Below are 20357 nucleotides of genomic sequence, written 5' to 3' on the forward strand. Positions count from 1 at the left end.
ATAAAGCTCAAGGCCGTCTGAATATTCAGACGGCCTTGATTATGTTGATTTCAATGCCGTAAACTCTTCATGGTCAACACCACCGCAGCCATCACCACCGCAATTGAAACCGCAAAATAAAGCGTTTCCAAAGTCGCACCGGCAGCCGCAATCTGCTCCAAAAACATGATTGCCAAAATCAGAGACGACACTTGCAAAATAATGATTTTCAAATCATGGAAACTACCAATATGCAAGGCTTTAAGAAACCGCGAATCATTATTCGGCTTGGCAGAAATAAAAAAGTGGTAGTGCGCAATACTGATGATTTGAAAAGTCAGCGCAATCAGCAAAACATCTAATATTTTCAGCAACATCACCGCCTGATATTGCACATCACTCGGTTCGCTGGGCAAGTTTTTAAAAAAGCCGACAATAAAATGCAATACCGCATTAATCGAAGCGATGTAAAGCAAAATCGAGGCGATAAAGCTGACAATCACAATAATCAACACCATCCAGCGGCTGTTTCTGAAAATATTTTCTAACATGCTTCTCCTATCTTGTCTTCGACTCTTTAAACGATGTACGACTTGGTCAAACATGAGTAACACAGGCTGTCTGAGATGTTTCAGACGGCCTGTATTTTCGGGTTTAGATTCAATCAGGCATCAAGCCCAATAGATTCAAACCTTACAGCTTCCATTCGCTCAATTTGGCTTGGTATGCATCCAAATCGGCAATTGGACGGGTCGCTACACCGCTTTCCATCGCGGCTTTAGCAGTCGCCGCAGCAACGCGTGGCAACAGGCGTGAATCGAATGGGGTTGGAATCAGGTAATCCGCACCGAATTCAAATTTCTTGCCGTAAGCAGCAGCCACTTCTTCGGTTACTTCTTCCATCGCCAAATCAGCCAAGGCATACACGCAAGCCAGTTTCATTTCTTCGTTGATGGTGGTTGCACCGCAATCCAACGCACCACGGAAGATGAATGGGAAGCACAATACGTTGTTCACTTGGTTCGGGAAGTCGGAACGACCGGTACCGATTACCACGTCTGGACGGGTTTCTTTCGCCAATGGTGGCATGATTTCAGGATTTGGGTTGGCCATGGCAAATACGATTGGTTTGTCGTTCATGCTCAACAGCATTTCTGGTGTCAGCAAGTTGGCACCTGACAAGCCCAAAAAGATGTCTTTGCCTTTTACAGCATCGGCCAAGTTACGTGCACCGGGGTCTTCTACCGCGTAGAATTTTTTCGATTCGTCCATGCGGTCTTTGTCTTCGCGGGTTTGGTAAATCACACCTTTAGAGTCGCACACGGTCACGTTTTCACGTTTCAGGCCGACTGCCAACAATTGGTTCAAACACGCAATCGCAGCAGCACCTGCGCCGGAACACACCAAAGTGGCTTCGCTGATGTCGCGGCCGGTGTGGCGCAAAGCATTCAATACAGCGGCAGCGGTGATGATGGCGGTGCCGTGTTGGTCGTCGTGGAATACTGGAATTTTGCAGCGTTTGCGCAATTCGCTTTCGATGTAGAAGCACTCAGGGGCTTTGATGTCTTCCAAGTTGATACCGCCGAAAGTCGGCTCCAATGCAGCGATGATGTCGACTAATTTTTGTGGGTCTTTTTCGTCGATTTCAATATCAAATACATCCACGCCGGCGAATTTTTTGAACAATACGCCTTTGCCTTCCATAACAGGCTTACCGGCCAATGCGCCAATGTTGCCCAAGCCTAAAACGGCGGTACCGTTGGAAATCACGCCAACCAAATTACCTTTAGAAGTGTATTTGTAGGCGGCTTGTGGGTCGGCTTCGATTTCCAAGCAAGGGAATGCAACACCCGGAGAGTAGGCCAATGCCAAATCTTCCGAAGTGCTCAGAGATTTTGTCGGGGTAACGGATACTTTACCCGGAACGGGGAATTCGTGAAATTTCAGTGATGCTTCTTTTAATGTGTTTTCCATTAGGATAATCCTGTTGCAATAATTTACGCTGTGAAGAGTGTATGCCGTCTGAAAATCGGTCAGGCGGTAGTATACAAAAGCAAGTAAATATCTATGATTTCAAGCCGATGTAATTAGACGTAATTTTAACATGCAACCTGAAGCGGGCATACCGATAATTTGATTATTTTTGTCAACAATAGGAAAGTATTTGATAAGACGCAATAAAGGCCGTCTGAAAAACCTTCATTGTGTTTTTCAGACGGCCTTTTGTTTAATTTTGAATCAAAGCCCGAAATGGCGGCTTAATGCCGTTTCAATATCCTGTTTAACCTGTTCGCGCTCACGATTGCTGTCAATCACGGCGTAGCGGTTTGGCGCGGCGGCGGCACGGTTGAGATACACCTCGCGCACGCGCACAAAAAAATCGGCCTGCTCTTGCTCGAAGCGGTCTTTTTCGCGGCTCTTATTGATGCGCGCCATCGACACCTCAAGCGGCACATCCAGCAACACCGTCAAATCCGGTCGCAAACTTTCCTGCACCCAGTTTTCCAATACTTCAATATCCTGCAACGGCACACCGCGGCCGCCGCCCTGATAGGCAAACGTGGCATCGGTAAAACGGTCGGACACCACATGAATGCCTTTTTCCAACGCCGGCAAAATCACGTCTTCCAAATGCTGCTGGCGCGCGGCAAACATCAGTAACGTTTCTGCCCGCAGGCTGACTTGGGTTTGCGGATTCAGCAACAATTCGCGCAAGGCTTCGCCCATTGCTGTGCCGCCCGGCTCGCGCGTAAACACCACTGGCAATCCGCGTTCATCAAACCATGCCTGCATCACAGCCAAATTGGTTGATTTTCCGGCACCGTCTATGCCGTCGAGCGTAATGAATTGGGCGTTCATGGGATTCCTTTAATCTAAATAATAGGCCGTCTGAAATTCTACAATAATATTGTATTTTCAGACGGCCTTTCATTGATACTAAAATTACTTTTTCAAAATATACTTACGCACAGCGGCGTTGTGTTCATCCAAAGTATGGCTGAATTGACTCAAGCCGGTGCCGTCCATACGGGACACAAAATACAGGTATTTCTCAGTCGAAGGATGCGCGGCGGCTTCCAACGCGGCTTTGCCCGGCAAGGCAATCGGGGTCGGCGTGAGACCGGCCCGAGTATAGGTATTGTAAGGTGTATCGCGGCGTAAATCGGCTTTGCTGATTTTGCCCTGATACGCTGCACCCATGCCGTAAATTACAGTAGGATCGGTTTGCAGGCGCATGCCGATGACCAAACGATTTTTAAACACCGACGACACATGCGCGCGATCGGCCGGATGGCCGGTTTCTTTTTCGATGATGCTCGCCATAATCAGCAATTCATACGGATTTTTATATGGCAAACCGCTTTGACGCTCATCCCATGCGGCGCTAAGTTCGCACTGCATGGTTTTATAGGCCAAACGGTAAATCTGAATATCGCTGCTGTCGGCATCGATTTCGTAGCTATCCGGGAAGAACTGGCCTTCCGGATTCGGATTCAGCGCCTCCGGCGCGATTTCAGCCATCAGCTTTTCATCGCTCCATTGGGCGGTGTCGTGCTGAATGCTCTCGGTTTCGTTGATGATTTTGCGCATGGTGGCAAAACGCATGCCTTCAACAATTTTCACGCTTACGGTATCCGGACGGCCGCTGCGTAATTTTTGCAACACATCCCACGCCGAAGCTTTGGCCGGCATACGGTAGGTACCTGCTTTTAATTGATCGTGCATACCGGTTGCATACGCGGCCAACATTAAAACATGGCGGTTGTAAATCAAGTCGTCGTCAGCCAATTTGCGGCTCACCGATGAAATGCCTTGGTTTTTAGCCACTTTTACGCGATAGGTTTTGCCGTTGTCTTTCGGCACGAACAACAACGCCGTCACCGTAGCAATTACGGCCAGCAAAAACACCAGCAGCCATTTCAACAATTTATTCAACATGGTAGGATGTGTTATTAAGTTTAATCGGGCGACAGTATAACCGAATGCGCTGTCTTTGCCGAAGATTTACACTTAACGCAGCATTTATCGAATAAAAGTATTAAAGGCCGTCTGAAACATGAATTTCGCATCTTCTTGGCAACAAGGCCGTTGGTCGGCTGCCCGCCAAGCCCATTCTGCCAATTTTGAAACGCGCCCTGCCGGTGAGAAAATCTCGCTGGTGGTGCTGCACAATATTTCCCTGCCGCCCTTTGAATATGGCAACGGCGCGGTAGAAAAGCTGTTTACCAACCAAATCCGGCCGCAAGAACATCCGTTTTTCAGCGTGATTCACACCTTGCGTGTCTCCAGCCATTTTTTTATCACACGTGAGGGTGAAGCGGTGCAATTCGTTTCGTGCGACGATATGGCCTACCATGCCGGAGTATCGTCATTTCAAGGACGGGAAAAATGTAACCAGTTTTCCATCGGCATTGAAATGGAAGGCTGCGATTTTGAGCCGTTTACTGAAGCACAATACCAAACCTTGCACCATCTATTAAATGCATTACAAGCACATTACCCTATCGAGGCTGTCACCGGTCATCAGGATATTGCCCCCGACCGCAAAACCGATCCGGGCCATTTTTTCGATTGGGCGCGTTTAATCCAAGCAGGTTTTCCAGTTACGCATTGACTTTTCAGATGGCCTGAAACAAAGTTGTTGTCGGTTTTATGCTTAATGCTGTCAGAATAGTTAAATTTCGCTATAATCCGAACATTACCGTGATGTCCCGATTGCGGTTCAAGTCCGGCATTGCGCCACTCCAGAAATTACTTCCCCGAGAGTGCCCACCATGATTATTATCGTTTTAGGCTTGGCTATTATTTTAGCTGTGATTGCCTACAATATGTATCAAGAAAACCAATACCGCAAACAAGTGCGCGAACAATTCGGCCACTCCGATAAAGATGCGCTGTTGGCCAGCAAAACCAACCATGTGCGCGACGGCAAAGAATCCGGCGGCCACGGTTTGTTGTTGAAAAAGAAAAAAAAAGCCGAAGACGCTGCTTTGCGCAACCTGCAAGAGCAAGATGAAATTTATGCCGCCAAAGCCAAATTGGCGAAACCATCGGCCATCAAAACCGATATTGAATTGGCGATGGAAGACGATTTCACCGAAGAACAAGTGCAACACACCGTCATCGGTTTAAACAATGAAATCAACACTCAAGCTACGCCTACTGCCCATCACGGCAATTTAGTGAGCTTGGATGAATTGGTGCAAGTTGAATTGCCTTGGTTTGACCCGCGCTTTGATTATCTGGCCTACATCGCGTTGAATGAAGCGCAAGAGCTGCATGCCTTGCCGCGCTTATCTAACCGTCACCGCTTCCAAATCATCGGCTGCACCATGGACGACCGTTTCCAAGTGGCCGAGCCGATTCCGGGCGTGTATTACCAAGGTTTCGTAATGGGCTTGCAAGCCGTTAGCCGCAATGGTTTGGCTTCTGAAGAAGAATTAGATCAATTCAACCAACAAGTTTCTGCCTTTGCCCAATTGGTTGGCGGTCAAGTGCGTTGCACCGATTTACCGGCTTTTGTTGAAGTGGCCCAAGCGCTCGACAGCTTCTGCGAACGCGTTGACCAAACCATCGCCATCCACTTGGTATCGCGCTCCAGCATCAGTGGTTTGGAATTGCGTTCCGCTGTGGAAGGCGTGGGTTTCAATTTGGCTGAAGACGGCACGTTCCACTACCCTGATGAAAACGGCAATCCAATGTTTATCTTGGCATCGCTCGATAATTCACCCTTTACCGGTGCATTGCTGAACAACCAAGCCTATCGCGGCTTCAGTATGTTGTTTGATATTCCGCATATTCCGGCCGGTGAAAAAACTTTCGACCTGTTTATGGACTTGGCGGTTAAATTGTCCGGCCAACTGAGCTTAGATTTGGTCAACGACAAAATGGAAGAAGTGTCCACCCCTTGGCTGAAAGACGTGCGCAATTATGTATTGGCGCGTCAGGAAGAAATGCTGAAAGTGGGCATCAAACCGGGCAGCAAACAATCGCTACGTTTGTTCTCATAACGCCATTTTTCTCAAAAAAAAGCGGATATGCACAACAGCGTATCCGCTTTTTTCAGGTAAAATCTACCTATCTTTTTTATGTTTTTTCAGACGGCCTGTTTATTTTATAAAGGCCGTCTGAATATTTGACTCAATGAACGCAACCGAACAAAAAATCCAAGACCTCACCGCCCTGCTCAACCGCTACGCCTACGAATACTACACGCTCGATGCACCGACTGTGCCCGATGCCGAATACGACCGCCTGTTCCGCGAGCTGGAGGCTTTAGAAGCCGCGCATCCTGATTTAAAACAGCCCGACAGCCCGACCCAGCGTGTCGGCGGTGCGGCTTTGGATGGTTTTACCAGCGTGCGCCATACCGTGCCAATGTTATCGCTGAACAATGCTTTTTCACCACAAAACGAAGAAGGCGTGTTCGACCATAAGGAAATGTATGCTTTTGATGAACGCGTGCGCGGCGGTTTAAACGGTGCGGCGGTTGAATATGTCATTGAACCCAAATTCGACGGCTTAGCCATCAGTCTGCTGTATCGCGACGGCGTATTGATGCAAGCGGCTACGCGTGGCGATGGGGCAACCGGCGAAGATGTGACGCAAAATGTGAAAACCATCGCCAATATTCCCTTGCGTTTGCATGGCGACAATGTGCCGCAACTGATTGAAGTGCGCGGTGAAGTGTTGATGCTCAAAGCCGATTTTGCCGCGCTCAACCAACGCCAAGCCGAGCAAAATCAAAAAGCGTTTGCTAATCCGCGCAATGCCGCGGCCGGCAGCCTGCGCCAACTCGATTCCAAAATCACCGCCCAGCGCAAACTGCACTTTTTCGCCTACGGCATCGCGCAACAAGAAGGCGGCTTCGTTTCGGAAGAACACATTCAAGAATTGGCTTATTTGATCGAACTTGGCTTCAGTCTACCTTACGGCCAATTCGGTTGTTTCCCCAATATTGGCGAAGTATTGGCTTTTTACGAGCAAATGCAGCAAAAACGCCCTTCCCTGCCGTATGAAATTGACGGCATGGTGGTCAAGGTCAACAGTTTGGCACAGCAAGATACGCTGGGCTTTATTTCGCGCGCGCCACGCTGGGCGATTGCGCATAAATTCCCTGCCGAAGAAGCCTTGACCGTGGTGGAAGCGATTGACGTGCAAGTCGGCCGCACCGGTGCCGTGACCCCCGTGGCGCGTTTGCAGCCGGTGTTTGTCGGCGGCGTAACCGTGACCAATGCCACGCTGCACAATGAAGGCGAAACGCAGCGTAAAGACGTGCGCGTTGGCGATACGGTGATTGTGCGCCGCGCGGGTGACGTGATTCCCGAAGTGGTGCGCGTGGTATTCGACCGCCGGCCGATGCAAACCATTGAAACACAAAATCATCTTTCAGACGGCCTGCAAGATGATTTGTTTGCCATGCCATCTGAAAACACGCAAACGGACACCCAACCGCTTTATCCGCAATACCGCCTGCCCGAGCATTGCCCGATTTGTGGCAGCGACATCGAACGCGAAGAAGGCGAAGCCGTGGCGCGTTGCAGCGGCGGTATGCTGTGTCAAGCGCAGCGGGTACAAGGTTTGATTCACTTTGCTTCGCGCAAAGCCATGGACATCGACGGCCTCGGTCAACGCCAAATCGAACAATTGGTGGCGCAAGATTTGGTACAGCATTTTGCCGACCTATACCGCTTGGACATCACCACCCTGCAAAAAATGAAGGAAACCACCGAGCAAACGGAAGCGCAACTCAACGCAGAAGACATGCCGTCTGAAACTGCCTTACCGCTTTCAGACGGCCTCAAAAGCAGCAAAAAAGCCTCGCCGACTAAATGGGCGCAAAATATTCTCGACGGCCTCGAAGCGAGCAAACAGCCTGATTTGGCGCGCTTCTTGTTTGCCCTCGGCATCCGTCATGTCGGTGAACGCACGGCCAAATCGCTGGCACAAGCATTCGGCGATTTGGAAAGTGTCCGCCGCGCACCCGAACCTGTTTTGGCTTGCCTGCCAGACATCGGGAGCGTAGTAGCGCATTCAATCGCCCATTTCTTCGCCCAACCCGAACAGCAAAACATGATTGACGAATTGCTGGCTGTCGGCGTTGCACCGCAAACCCAAGCCATCACCCTGCCGCTGGCGCAATACGTCACCCCCGAACGCTGGATCAACCGCCTGCCCGGTTTCAAAATCAGCGAGAAAAAAGCCGCCGCGCTATGGGATTTGGCTGGTAAAACTGTCGAAGGTTTAATCCACGACAAAGCTTTGCCCGCTGATTGGCAACAGTGGCGCAGCGTTGATGCCAATTCATCGCTTTTAACGACCATGCAGCAATTTTTGGCACACATGCCGTCTGAAACCGACACAATAGCCGAATCCCATTCAAGCAGCCTGTTTGGCAAAACCTTCGTCTTAACCGGCACCCTGCCGACCTTAAAACGTGACGAAGCCCAAGCCATGATTGAAGCCGCCGGCGGTAAAGTTTCCGGCAGCGTCTCGAAAAAAACCGATTTTGTGGTCGCAGGTGAAGCCGCCGGTAGTAAATTGGAAAAAGCCAATGCGCTAGGTGTGACTGTTTTGGATGAGGCTGCCTTGTTGACATTGTTAAATTCGTAAAGAAAATGAATTTTTTATCGTTTCTCGGTCAAACAGGTAAGATTAGAAATTGTTACACACGGAGACATCATGAAACCGATTAAAAAAGCCGTATTTCCCGTTGCCGGCATGGGCACACGTTTTTTACCTGCTACTAAAGCCAGCCCGAAAGAAATGCTGCCTATCGTTGATAAGCCTTTGATTCAATATGCGGTTGAAGAAGCCGTTGCCGCCGGCTGCACCGAAATGGTGTTTGTGACCGGCCGCAACAAACGCAGCATTGAAGACCATTTCGACAAAGCCTACGAGCTGGAAACCGAATTGGAACAGCGCAACAAAGAAAAACTGCTGGCACACGTTAAAGACATTTTGCCGCCTGAAATCACTTGCCTGTATATCCGCCAAGCCGAAGCTTTGGGCTTGGGTCATGCCGTATTGTGCGCTCGCGCCGCTGTCGGCGATGAGCCGTTTGCCGTCATTTTGGCGGATGACTTAATCGATGCCCCACAAGGCGCGTTGAAGCAAATGGTCGATATCTACAATCAAAGCGGCAACAGCGTATTGGGCGTGGAAACTGTTGATCCATCGCAAACCGGTTCATACGGCATTGTTGAAGTGGAACAACTCAAAAGCTTCCAGCGCATCACCAATATTGTGGAAAAACCAAAACCGGAAGAAGCCCCTTCCAACTTAGCCGTGGTCGGCCGCTACATCCTGACCCCGCGCATTTTTGATTTACTGACCAACTTGCCACGCGGTGCAGGCAATGAAATCCAACTTACCGATGCCATCGCCCGCCTGCTGGATCACGAATTTGTGTTGGCACACGCGTTCGAAGGCAAGCGCTACGACTGTGGCAGCAAATTAGGTTATCTGGAAGCCACTTTGGCTTATGGTTTGAAACACCCAGAAACCGCAAAAGACTTTGCCGAATTATTGAAACAATACGTTAAATAATTTGTGACCATAAAACAGGCCGTCTGAAAATGATTTTTTCAGACGGCCTACTTTATAGTCATTTATTTTTTCCAATACGCCGGTGTAAACAGAATCAACACCGTGAAAATTTCCAAACGCCCCAGCAGCATCACAATGGTGCACAGCCATTTCTGCACATCATTCAAGCTGGCGTAATTATGCGCCGGCCCCACTTCACCCAAGCCCGGCCCCGCATTGGTAATGCAGGCGATCACCGCTGTAAACGCGGAAACAAAATCCAAGCCGGTAACCATCATCAAGAAGGTGAACACGACCACCGTCATAAAATACACAAAAATAAACGACATCACTGTCAAGGCCATGCGTTCGGAAATGCTGCGATTATTCACCTTCACCGTACGCACCGCGCGCGGGTGCAACAAAATCATCATTTCGCGCAAACTGAATTTAAACAGCACCAAAGCGCGCACGTTTTTAATGCCGCCACCCATCGAGCCGGAACACGCCAATACGTTAGACAAGAAAAACATCCACAACGAAATCAGCAGCGGCCATTTGGCAAAATCGGTATTCGCAAAGCCGCTGGCCAAGCCAATCGACACAAAATTAAAGCTGACAAAACGAAATGCATCAGCCAGCGACGGATAAAATTCTTTATGCCACAAATACAGACTGGCCATGATGATGCTGCATGTCATCGCCAGCAACAACACGCGGCATTCTTCGTCTTTCCAATACACTTTCAGCGAACGCCCGCCCAGTGCAGCAAAGTGGCTGGCAAAATTGATGCCGCCAAACAGCGTGAAAAACATAATCGTCCATTCGATTTTCACCGAATTGAAATAAGCGATGCTGTCATCATGCGTGGAAAATCCGCCCAAAGCCACCGACGACATGGCGTGGCAAAGCGCATCAAACCAGCTCATCCCCGCCCAATGCAAGGAAAAAAATGCCGCCACTGTGGTTAAAATATAAGCACCCCACAGCTTTTTGGCCACCTGCGAAATCCGCGGCGCCATCTTGCTTTCTTTGTCCAAACCCGGGATTTCAGCCTTGAAAAGCTGCGTACCACCGACACCCAACATCGGCAAAATCGCCACCGCCAACACGATAATACCCATGCCGCCCAGCCAGTTGAGCATGTGCCGCCAAAAATTGACCGACGGCGCCAAGGTATCCAAGCTGCTGATAACCGTCGCCCCCGTAGTGGTTAAGCCCGACATCGCCTCAAAAAACGCATCGGTAAAACTCATGTGCGGCACATATAAATAAATCGGCACCGCCGCCACTATGGCGAACGCCAGCCACAGCATAATCACCAAAGTAAAACCGTCGCGCGGGCGCAACTCGCGGTTATAGCGCAGCGTCAGCAGCCAGATGGTGCAGGAAGAAAACGTCGTCACCAGTGCGGTACGGGCAAATGCCGGAAACGCGCTGTCGAGAAAAAAATACGACATCAGCGTCGGCACCATCAGCAACAGCGAAAACAACACGCCGAGCTTGGACAGCACGTGGATAATCGGTATGACTTTATACATATCAATCTTTTAAACGCAGGCCGTCTGAACACGGCTGCCGAAACAATTCAAAAATTTCAGACGGCCTTGTTGCTATTGATAAGGCCGTCTGAAAGCGTATTTTATCAAATTCTCTACAAATGGATATGGATATTTCGATTTCAAGTCATCTAAAATGAGAATAAATCTCAAAATAAAACAGATGATTAGGTTTAATACTGGGATTTTATCTTATCATAAACTTGTCTTTTAGCAAAATAGGTATATAATGTTATACCATAACATTTGCTAGGAAATTTTATGAAACCCGATATTCATCCGGATAATTACCGCACCGTTTTATTCTACGACAGCGGCGCCGACGAAGGTTGGCTCATCCGTTCATGCGCCAATACCCACGGTAAAACCATGGTTTGGAAAGACGGCAACGAATACCCACTGTTTTCTTTGGATACCTCTTCCGCCTCCCACCCTGTTTACACCGGCAGACAGCGCAACGTGACCACCGAAGGCCGCGCCAGCAAGTTCCATCAACGTTTCCAATCCATGATGGGTTCTTTGAGAAAGGATAAATGATGCAGGTTTTATCTTCTCTGAAAACCGCCAAGAAACGCCACCGCGATTGCCAAATCGTGCGCCGTAAAGGCAAAGTGTATGTGATTTGCAAGAGCAATCCACGTTTCAAAGCGCGTCAGCGTTAACCTTTTTTGCTGTGATTTTTTATGTAACTCTCTCTGGCTATTGAGATTTGGCCGCACCGCATCCCCTTGGTGCGGCATTTTTTTTTGTTTATTTTTTATAAGCGTTATTCACATCGAGCGTCTGAAATTCAGACGGCCTCGATGTGAATGTTTAGACTGGACAACTGATTTTTTCCAGACGGCCTCAATCAATGCGGCAATATGCAACCGATAAAATCTCAATCTCTTCACGCCCTTCCGGCCCGTTGAGCACCACTTCATCGCCTTCGCGCGCTTTAATCAGGCAACGCGCTAAAGGGGAAATCCACGAAATTTTGTTTTGGGCCGTATCAATCTCATCCACGCCGACGATTTTCACAGTTTGCTCGCTGCCATCGCCGCGCAATAATTCAACAGTCGCGCCGAAAAATACTTGATCAGTCGCTTCGCGTGCTTCCGGATCGACCACTACCGCGGCTTCCAAGCGCTTGGTCAGGAAACGGATACGGCGGTCGATTTCGCGCATGCGGCGTTTACCGTAAAGATAATCGCCATTTTCGCTGCGGTCGCCATTGCTCGCTGCCCAGTTAACAATTTGCACGATTTCGGGACGCTCTTTATTGACTAACTGATAAAGTTCGTCTTTTAATGCCTGCCAGCCGACGGGCGTGATGTAATTTTTGGTTTCTGCTGTCATAATAAATCCTTTACGGACTTTATTTTAATTCAATCGAAAGGCCGTCTGAAAACCCTTTGCGCTTTCAGACGGCCTTTTCTTTCCTGCTTATTCTTCGTCGCTGCTGCTGATGGTGATGCTGTGTTCCATTTTGCTTGGCATGACTTTCAGGCCGCCGCAGCCGGTTTTGCCTTCTGATAAACGCTGCAAATAGGCTTCGTCGATGTCGCCGGTCAGGTAAATGCCGTTAAAGCATGAAGAATCAAAACCTTCGATTTTTGGATTCAAGGCTTTGACTACCGCTTCCAAGTCGTTCAAATCTTGGAACACAATGCCGTCGGCGCTGATTTCCTGTGCAATTTCAGCAGGTGTGCGGCCGTTGGCAATCAGTTCTTCACGCGTCGGCATGTCGATGCCGTACACATTCGGGAAGCGAACTTCCGGTGCGGCCGATGCGATATACACTTTGCGTGCGCCTGAAGCACGAACCATTTCAACAATTTCACGGCTGGTGGTACCGCGTACGATGGAATCATCCACCAACAACACGCTTTTGCCTTTGAATTCGGTTTCCATCGGGCTCAATTTTTGGCGAACGGATTTTTTACGCGTCGCCTGCCCCGGCATGATGAAGGTGCGGCCGATGTAGCGGTTTTTAATCAAGCCTTCGCGGTAAGGTTTGTTCAAGTGCATGGCCAATTCCATAGCGCTCGGGCGGCTGGTATCGGGAATTGGCATAATCACGTCGATGTCGTCAATTGGCAATTCACGCTTGATTTTTTCTGCCAGCGACACGCCCATATCCAAACGCGCCTGATACACCGATACTTCGTCAATCACCGAGTCCGGACGGGCAAAATAAACGTATTCAAACAAACATGGTTTCAATTGTGATGCGCTGCATTGGCGCGAGAAAAACTGGCCGTCAAAGCTGATAAACACCGCTTCACCCGGCTCAATATCGCGTTCTAAATCGTATTCTAAAGCATTGAAAGCCACCGATTCGGAAGCTACGGCGTAAGATTTGAAACCGTTTTCATCGGTTTTCGAACCCAGCACCAGCGGACGGATGCCGTGCGGATCGCGGAAAGCCACCATACCGTAGCCGGCAATCATCGCCACCACACCATAGGCACCGCGCACCAATTCATGCACGGCTTTAACAGCGGTAAATACATTGTCGGTGCTCAACACTTTGTCGCTGTTTTTCGAGACTTCATGACGCAACTCATGCGCGAATACATTCAGCAATACTTCCGAATCGGAGCTGGTATTGATGTGGCGCAGGTGTTTGTGGCACACGTTTTCATACAGTTCGGCAGTATTGGTCAAATTACCGTTGTGCGCCAACACGATACCGAAAGGCGAGCTCACGTAAAACGGCTGCGCTTCGGCGCTGCTGCCTGCATTGCCTGCGGTTGGGTAACGCACATGAGCAATGCCGGAATGACCGATTAAATCGCGCATATTACGCGTGCGGAACACTTCGCGCACCATGCCTTTGCCTTTATGCATATGGAACATGCTGCCTTCAGCTGTCACGATGCCCGCCGCATCCTGACCGCGATGCTGCAGCATCTGCAAACCATCATACAAAAGCTGATTGACCGGCTCGTTACTCACCAACCCTAATACACCACACATTTGTGTTCTCCGAATAAAAGAATTAACCCAATGAAATAAAACAAGATTAAACCGGTTTCAGACAGCCTGTATCAAAAAGGCCGTCTGAAACCGGTTGTATTATGAAGGAATATCCGTATCGTTTAATCTGTTGCCAATCGTCGGCAAATAAGGCATCACCACATCATGCGCCAAGGTTTCAAAATAAGGAATGGTGTGCGATGCCTGCCAGTCATCCGTTTCCGGCAAATCGGTGTAGGAACACACCATCACGGCCAGCGTCACCAGCAATACGCCTTTAGCTGCACCGAATACACCGCCAAGCAAGCGGTTAACGCTGCCCAGCCCGATGGCCGATACACCGGCAGTCAGCAATGAGCGCAAGAAACGTTGCACCAACCATGCCGCAACAAACAGCATGATAAAGGCCAATGCCACACCCAAGGCTTGCGGCTCGAAAGATTTAAAGGCAATTTCAGAAAATGGCACGGCAAACCACTTGGCAATGAAAAACGCCACAACCCAAGTAATCAGTGAGCTGATTTCGGCAATCACGCCGCGCATGAGCGACATGATAATACAGGCCGCAATCACGCCGAAAGCCAATAAATCCGCCAAAGGAATATTACTCATTCACGACCTGTCCTGCGATGCCGTTTTTAGAGCGCAATTTTTCCAAATCTTTCGCAGCTTCTTGGCGGCTCTTATATGAGTTTGATTTCACAAGGTAAACCACACCTTTATCGGTTTTGACTTCGCTAATGGTGGCATTAATACCGGCTGCTTTCATTTTGCGCTGCAGGCTTTGGGCGCGTTCTTTATCGGAATAACCGGCCTGAATAGCAGCTTTTTGACCTTTAGAACCGCTATCGGCTGCTTTTTCAGTCGATTTAGCCTTAGCCGGTTCTGCTTTTTTGGTGGCGGCTTTTTTCTCGGTTTCTTTGGCTTTAGCAGCCGCTGCTTTTTTATCGGCTTCTGCTTTGGATTTGGCCGCAGCTGCTTTCTTCTCTTCAGCTTGTTTGGCTTTACGCTCGGCGGCAGCTTTTTCTGCTTGCTTGCGTTCAGCTTCTGCATTACGTTCTGATTTCTCAGCCTTCGCTGCCGCAGCACGTTTCTTCGCTGCTTCTTTTTCCGCTGCTAAACGTTTTTCTTCGGCGCGTTTGGCTGCGCGTTGTTCTGCCAAGCGTTGACGGCGCGCTTCAGCCTTCTGCTCTTCTGCTGCGCGTTTTTCTTCTTCGGCTTTACGAATGCGCTCTGATTCTTCCAAGCCTTTGATGTCGCTGTCGACCAATTTGTCGTTAATCAACACCAACGGCGCACCGATGTCTTGCGGTGGCGTAGCGGCGGCAGGTCTCAACACTTCCACCGGTTGTTCAGGCTCACTGCTTTGTGCGGCAGCTTGCTCTTGAGCGGCGGCTTGTGCTTCTTCCTTATTGCTCGGTTCCAACACGGCAGCATTGGCGACATCGCCTTGCGCATCATTTTGTGCTACTGCGGCTGTTGGTGCTGCTTTTTCTTCATCGTCGCTGCCCGTGCTCAATACAGAAGCCAACAAAATACCGGCAACCACGACCAATCCTGACGTCATCACCAAGCGGCGGCGGTTGCGGCGTTTGAGCTGCTCATAACCGGTTAAAACTTCTTTTTGCTTATCGTCAGACATGAAATTTCCTATTTACAAGGTCGCCATCACATCGGCAACAGTATGAAACGAACCGAAAACGACAATTCTATCATTTTCAGAAGCTTTCGCCAAAGCGGCTTGGTAAGCGCTTTGAACATGGTCAAAGACTTTGATTTTATCGATGTCGTGCTGCGCCAGTTTGTCTTGCAAAGCATCAATCGTCATGCCGCGCGACATATTTAAAGGCGCGATATACCATTCGTCAAACTGGTCTTTCACAAGCTCCAGCACGCCGTCAATATCTTTATCGGCCAACATGCTGAACACGGCAATACGGTTTTGCGCAAATGCCAGATTAATCAGGCTGCGGCGCAAGGCACGCGCGGCATGCGGATTGTGTCCGACATCCAAAATAGTCAGCGGACGACCCGGCAACACTTGGAAACGCCCCGGATTTTCCACCAGCAGCAAACCGCGCTTAATTGCCCCAATATCAATCGGCAGCTTGTCGGCCAAGCATTCCAACACTGTTAGCGCGATGGCGGCATTGCCGATTTGGTACGCACCGCGCAAAGCCGGAAATGGCAAGGCATTACGGCGTTTGGGGAAAAGGCCGTCTGAAACTTTCGGATGGAACTGATAATTCCATTGTACATTTTCCAAGGTGTTGAAATCAAAATCTTCTTTGACCAACAACAAATGCGCGCCGATTTTTTCAGCGTGTTGGCGCAAGGATTCCGGCGGCGGATTCTGACCGCAAATCGCCGGTTTGCCGCTGCGGAACACGCCCGCTTTTTCAAAGCCGACCTGCTCGACCGTATCGCCCAAAAACGCCTGATGATCCAAATCCACACTGGTCACCACCGCGCAATCGGCATCGAACACATTTACCGCGTCCAAACGCCCACCCAAGCCGACTTCCAGCACCATCACATCCACTTCGGCACGCATGAAAATATCCACCGCCGCCAAGGTATTGAATTCAAAATAAGTCAGCGAAATATCGCCACGCGCCGCTTCAATGCGCTCAAACGCCGCCACGATGGTTTCGTCGTCAACCGGCGCGGCATTCACGGCAATGCGTTCGTTAAAGCGCAAAATATGCGGGCTGGTCAGCGTACCCACTTTAAAACCGGCCTGTTTATAAATCTGCGACAAATAAGCACACACCGAACCTTTGCCGTTGGTGCCCGCCGCCACCACCACAGGACATTGCGGCGTTAAGCCCATGCGGGTTTTCACTTCGCCGACGCGTTCCAAGCCCATATCGATAAGGCCGGTGCTGTGGGAGGTTTCTAAATGAGAGAGCCAGTCTTGTAGTGTTTTCATTATTTTTCAGGTATTTATTATTTAAGGCCGTCTGAAACAGACCAGCGTTTTATGATATTTAATGCACATCAGATTTTTTGTTCAGACGGCGTTTGCGCCACTTGACACCAACGCGCCCATACGCGCAAGCGGCGGTGGGTTTCTTTATCCAACATATCGGGCAACACCAATAGCCAAATGGTGCGGCTGCCAGTATGCCATTGCAAAAACAACACATAACACGTCACCAGCGATGCGCCGCCCAATACTGCTTCAAAAGCCGTCTGCTCGCGCCCGACAAAAATGGCGGCCTGCTGCAAACGGTTTACCGCAATCTGCTTTATTGCCTGATTGCCTTTTAAATCGGCATGATACCAAGCGTAAACCAAGCTTACTGCCAAACCGAGCAAACCCAGCCAAAACATCACGCCGTAAAACCACGCTGCACACATCACTACTGCCGCCAAGTGCAAAATCAACACCATGATTTTCAGGCTGCGGGAAGGCTTCAAGGCCGTCTGAAATGCGCGCATGGTTACATCATGTTGTCGAACACAGGGCTGACGTTTAAATCAGCATCTTCCATGTCCAAAACCATATCGTGGATTTCAATTTCAAAAAATTCCCAAAACGCCTTCAAGCTCATGTCTTGCGGCCATTTGGCTTTATCCACGTCCCAACCGGCAATTTCTGCTTCAAAAATCTGCTGGTAACGCTCGTCAAAATACGAAATCACCGCTTCCGGCTCATCAAATTCCGGCACCAAAAACACCGAGCAATTGGTGCGGATTTGCTCTACCGTCAAATCAGGCATATTTTCATCGGCCGATTTCAGCCATTCCAAAAAACGTGCGGTCGGTTTTAACACCACGGCGGTGCGGTCAACAAAATACATGACTATCCTTTGATTGCTATTGTCTTTCATGCCGTCTGAATACTGTTCAGACGGCCTTGCACATTGATTAATGCGTCATCACCTGCTGTAAAAACTGCTTGGCGCGCTCGTGTTTCGGATTAGTGAAAAATTCTTCCGGCGTGGCTTCTTCGATGATTTGGCCGTGATCGACAAAAATCACACGGTCGGCCACTTCGCGGGCAAAACCCATCTCGTGCGTCACACACATCATGGTCATGCCGCTCATCGCCAAGTCTTTCATCACCCGCAACACTTCGCCGACCATTTCCGGATCCAGCGCCGAAGTCGGTTCGTCAAACAGCATCACACGCGGCTCCATCGCCAAACCGCGGGCAATTGCCACACGCTGCTGCTGACCGCCGGACAATTGGCTCGGCAAGGCATCTTTTTTGTGCGCCAAACCGACGCGCTCCAGCAATTCCATTGCCTTGGCTTCGGCTTGGGCGCGGCTCTGCCCTTTCACTTTCATCGGCGACAACACAATGTTTTCCAACACGCTCAAATGCGGATACAGATTGAAACTTTGGAACACAAAGCCCACTTCTTCACGCACTTTATTGAGATTGGTTTTCGGATCGGCCACATTCACGCCATCGACCCAGATTTCGCCGCTTTCAATGCTTTCCAGCTGGTTGACGGTGCGGATTAAGGTCGATTTGCCGCTGCCCGACGGGCCGCAAACCACCACCACTTCGCCTTGTTTGACTTCCAGATTCACACCATTGATAACGTGCAAATCTTTGAAATGTTTGTGTACATTTTTGAATTTAATCATATTTTACTTTCAGACGGCCTGCTTGACCGTTTAGCGCACAAAATCGCGTTTATACGCCATGTGGTTTTCAATATTGGCTTGGGCGTCTTTTTCATCCCAAATCTGCAATTCCCAAGGATAATAGAAATTGCTGCTGTTTTTAAAATAAATATGCACGCCGATGTAGCCGTCAATATCGCGCAAATACCAGTTTTTCAAACCATATTCCGCTTTCCAATCATCCAGCTTTTCCAAAATCTCAGCCACGGTTTCAGACGGCCAAATCAGGCGTGCGCCGAAAATATCGTTGAGGATATTGTTGACCGGATACTGGTTGTCGCGCGCCAGATAACGCTCGATTTTATGGTGTATGCTTTCGGCGGTTTTCACGCGGTAAAAAAAGTCGATACCGCGCGTATCGGCAAAAGCCAGATAATCGTTAATCGCTTCGTGCAGATTCAGGCGGTAAGACAAAATATGCTCGGTCGGTACTTTACGCAACGTGTGGCTCAAATTAATTTTGGCCACTTTGCCGCTTTCGAAATAATCCTGCGAATATTGCGCATGAATGCGGTTAATTTCGCGGATTAACCGCTCGGTTTTACGCAGATTGGTTTCCATGGATGCCCTTCTGTTCAGACGGCCTTATTCACCAAATAATTGCTCAAGGCGACATATTTTTCCGGCGCGATGTGTTCGGCGCGATCTTGCGGGCTGATGCCCACGGCTTCTAAATCGGCATCGTCGGCCAATTCTTTCAAATTATTGCGGATGGTTTTGCGGCGCTGATGGAAAGCAAGCTTGACCAGTTTGGCAAAATGCTCGAAATCATCGGCTTTGCCGATGCGGTGTTTCGACGGAATCATGCGCACCACGGCGGAATCGACTTTCGGCGCGGGGTCGAATGACTCTGGCGGCACGTCAATTAGCGACTCAATCTCAAAAAAGTATTGCAGCATCACGCCCAAGCGGCCGTAGTCGTTGGTTTTTGGCTCGGCCACCATGCGTTCGACCACTTCTTTTTGCAGCATAAAGTGCATATCAATCACGTCATCGGCCACTTCGGCCAATTTAAACAGCAGCGGCGTGGAAATATTATAAGGCAGGTTGCCGACAATTTTCTTTTTGCCTGCAATGCTGTTGAAATCAAATTGCAGCACATCGCCTTCGTGTATCACCAATTTATCGGCAAACGGCAGCGTTTTCAATCGCTTGACAATATCACGGTCGATTTCGCAAACGTGCAATTGCTTGAGTTTTTTCGCCAGCGGCTCGGTAATCGCGGCCAAACCCGGGCCGATTTCGATAACGATATCATCGACCTCGGGGCGCACGGCGTTGACAATATCGCTGATGATGCGCGTGTCTTGCAAAAAGTTTTGCCCAAAGCGTTTGCGGGCTTTGTGTTCTTTCATACGGCGTCTTTATTCGGGGGATTTTTTCAAGGATGTATTGTAACTGAAAATATCCGCCGATTGAGAAAAGGCCCTTACATTCGCCTAACAAGTGCAATTTCCAATAACAGAAAAGGCCAGTATGCGGTAGTATACTGCCTTTCCTGACAAGAAAGATTGCAATATGGCCTACACACAACTGACCTCACACCAAAGATACTACATTTCCAGACATTACCGCAACCTACCCCTAAACCAAATCGCACAGAACATCGGTTGTCATCCCGCCACCGTCAGTCGGGAAATCAGACGGCATTCCGTCAACGGAACCTACTGTTACCGAAAAGCACAACAG

General features: G+C 49.4%; 22 protein-coding genes. 7 read left to right on the top strand and 15 right to left on the bottom strand.

The genetic code is table 11. The annotated features are described in order from the left end of the window. Window positions 1-50 precede the first annotated feature (50 nt). The 4 genes from CRG49_RS08215 to mltG all read right to left on the bottom strand — a co-directional run bounded on the left by CRG49_RS08215 (window position 51) and on the right by mltG (window position 3918). A complete protein-coding gene (locus tag CRG49_RS08215) occupies window positions 51-530 on the bottom strand; it encodes a YqhA family protein (RefSeq protein WP_157798110.1) in 480 nt (159 codons plus the stop codon). A 142-nt stretch (window positions 531-672) separates the two neighbouring features. Beyond that, on the bottom strand, window positions 673-1953 hold the full coding sequence (locus tag CRG49_RS08220) for a malic enzyme-like NAD(P)-binding protein (protein WP_095503655.1): 1281 nt from the start codon (window positions 1951-1953) through the stop codon (window positions 673-675). 264 nt (window positions 1954-2217) lie between these two features. Beyond that, on the bottom strand, window positions 2218-2838 hold the full coding sequence (gene tmk, locus CRG49_RS08225; RefSeq protein ID WP_095503654.1) for a dTMP kinase: 621 nt from the start codon (window positions 2836-2838) through the stop codon (window positions 2218-2220). Window positions 2839-2922: 84 nt separating this feature from the next. Continuing rightward, window positions 2923-3918 (bottom strand): endolytic transglycosylase MltG, encoded by a 996-nt coding sequence (gene mltG, locus CRG49_RS08230; protein ID WP_095503653.1) that lies wholly within the window; start codon window positions 3916-3918, stop codon window positions 2923-2925. A gap of 118 nt (window positions 3919-4036) precedes the next feature. Between mltG and ampD the strand changes: the two genes are divergently transcribed. From ampD to galU, 4 genes are all read left to right on the top strand, one after another. Next, window positions 4037-4594, top strand: a complete 558-nt coding sequence (ampD, locus tag CRG49_RS08235) for a 1,6-anhydro-N-acetylmuramyl-L-alanine amidase AmpD (protein ID WP_095503652.1) — start codon at window positions 4037-4039, stop codon at window positions 4592-4594. A gap of 160 nt (window positions 4595-4754) precedes the next feature. Further along, on the top strand, window positions 4755-5990 hold the full coding sequence (locus CRG49_RS08240) for a cell division protein ZipA C-terminal FtsZ-binding domain-containing protein (RefSeq protein ID WP_095503651.1): 1236 nt from the start codon (window positions 4755-4757) through the stop codon (window positions 5988-5990). 133 nt (window positions 5991-6123) lie between these two features. Then, the gene (gene ligA, locus CRG49_RS08245; RefSeq protein ID WP_095503650.1) at window positions 6124-8592 is read left to right on the top strand and encodes an NAD-dependent DNA ligase LigA; all 2469 of its coding nucleotides are present in this window, start codon (window positions 6124-6126) and stop codon (window positions 8590-8592) included. A gap of 69 nt (window positions 8593-8661) precedes the next feature. Then, window positions 8662-9528 carry a UTP--glucose-1-phosphate uridylyltransferase GalU gene (gene galU, locus CRG49_RS08250; RefSeq protein ID WP_095503649.1) on the top strand — a complete coding sequence of 289 codons (867 nt, stop codon included), beginning with the start codon at window positions 8662-8664 and terminating at the stop codon, window positions 9526-9528. Between the two features lie 62 nt (window positions 9529-9590). On the opposite strand, the gene CRG49_RS08255 is transcribed toward galU, so the two are convergent. Beyond that, window positions 9591-11048, bottom strand: coding sequence for a TrkH family potassium uptake protein (locus CRG49_RS08255; protein ID WP_095503648.1), 1458 nt, complete (start codon window positions 11046-11048; stop codon window positions 9591-9593). 279 nt (window positions 11049-11327) lie between these two features. On the opposite strand from CRG49_RS08255, the gene CRG49_RS08260 reads away from it, so the two are divergent. Then, window positions 11328-11603, top strand: coding sequence for a type B 50S ribosomal protein L31 (locus CRG49_RS08260; protein WP_095503647.1), 276 nt, complete (start codon window positions 11328-11330; stop codon window positions 11601-11603). Beyond that, entirely contained in the window at window positions 11603-11728 is a 126-nt protein-coding gene (gene ykgO / locus CRG49_RS08265) for a type B 50S ribosomal protein L36 (RefSeq protein WP_003685279.1), read from the top strand. The genes CRG49_RS08260 and ykgO overlap by 1 nt, the downstream gene beginning before the upstream one ends. Window positions 11729-11912: 184 nt before the next feature. Here ykgO and greB read toward each other — a convergent pair whose 3' ends face one another. From greB to rsmA, 10 genes are all read right to left on the bottom strand, one after another. Continuing rightward, window positions 11913-12404: a transcription elongation factor GreB gene (gene greB, locus CRG49_RS08270; protein WP_095503646.1), complete on the bottom strand. Its 492-nt coding sequence runs from the start codon at window positions 12402-12404 to the stop codon at window positions 11913-11915. An 87-nt stretch (window positions 12405-12491) separates the two neighbouring features. After that, window positions 12492-14027: an amidophosphoribosyltransferase gene (purF, locus tag CRG49_RS08275; protein ID WP_095503645.1), complete on the bottom strand. Its 1536-nt coding sequence runs from the start codon at window positions 14025-14027 to the stop codon at window positions 12492-12494. Window positions 14028-14126: 99 nt separating this feature from the next. Beyond that, window positions 14127-14639, bottom strand: coding sequence for a CvpA family protein (locus tag CRG49_RS08280; protein ID WP_095503644.1), 513 nt, complete (start codon window positions 14637-14639; stop codon window positions 14127-14129). Further along, window positions 14632-15669, bottom strand: a complete 1038-nt coding sequence (locus CRG49_RS08285; protein WP_095503643.1) for an SPOR domain-containing protein — start codon at window positions 15667-15669, stop codon at window positions 14632-14634. Before CRG49_RS08285 ends, CRG49_RS08280 begins: the two co-directional genes overlap by 8 nt. A gap of 12 nt (window positions 15670-15681) precedes the next feature. After that, entirely contained in the window at window positions 15682-16959 is a 1278-nt protein-coding gene (gene folC, locus CRG49_RS08290; protein WP_095503642.1) for a bifunctional tetrahydrofolate synthase/dihydrofolate synthase, read from the bottom strand. A gap of 68 nt (window positions 16960-17027) precedes the next feature. Continuing rightward, entirely contained in the window at window positions 17028-17471 is a 444-nt protein-coding gene (locus CRG49_RS08295) for a protein YgfX (protein ID WP_095503641.1), read from the bottom strand. A 2-nt stretch (window positions 17472-17473) separates the two neighbouring features. After that, on the bottom strand, window positions 17474-17833 hold the full coding sequence (locus tag CRG49_RS08300; RefSeq protein WP_095503640.1) for a hypothetical protein: 360 nt from the start codon (window positions 17831-17833) through the stop codon (window positions 17474-17476). 67 nt (window positions 17834-17900) lie between these two features. Then, window positions 17901-18629, bottom strand: coding sequence for an amino acid ABC transporter ATP-binding protein (locus tag CRG49_RS08305; protein ID WP_095503639.1), 729 nt, complete (start codon window positions 18627-18629; stop codon window positions 17901-17903). A 30-nt stretch (window positions 18630-18659) separates the two neighbouring features. Next, entirely contained in the window at window positions 18660-19229 is a 570-nt protein-coding gene (locus tag CRG49_RS08310; protein ID WP_095503638.1) for a GTP pyrophosphokinase, read from the bottom strand. Window positions 19230-19243: 14 nt separating this feature from the next. Further along, the gene (gene rsmA / locus CRG49_RS08315; protein ID WP_095503637.1) at window positions 19244-20023 is read right to left on the bottom strand and encodes a 16S rRNA (adenine(1518)-N(6)/adenine(1519)-N(6))-dimethyltransferase RsmA; all 780 of its coding nucleotides are present in this window, start codon (window positions 20021-20023) and stop codon (window positions 19244-19246) included. Window positions 20024-20186: 163 nt separating this feature from the next. Here rsmA and CRG49_RS13890 point away from each other — a divergent pair. Continuing rightward, the coding region (locus CRG49_RS13890) for a helix-turn-helix domain-containing protein (protein WP_157807888.1) at window positions 20187-20357 on the top strand (171 nt) is incomplete at its 3' end.

Source organism: Neisseria sp. N95_16 (assembly GCF_002551535.2).
Lineage (GTDB): Bacteria > Pseudomonadota > Gammaproteobacteria > Burkholderiales > Neisseriaceae > Neisseria > Neisseria brasiliensis.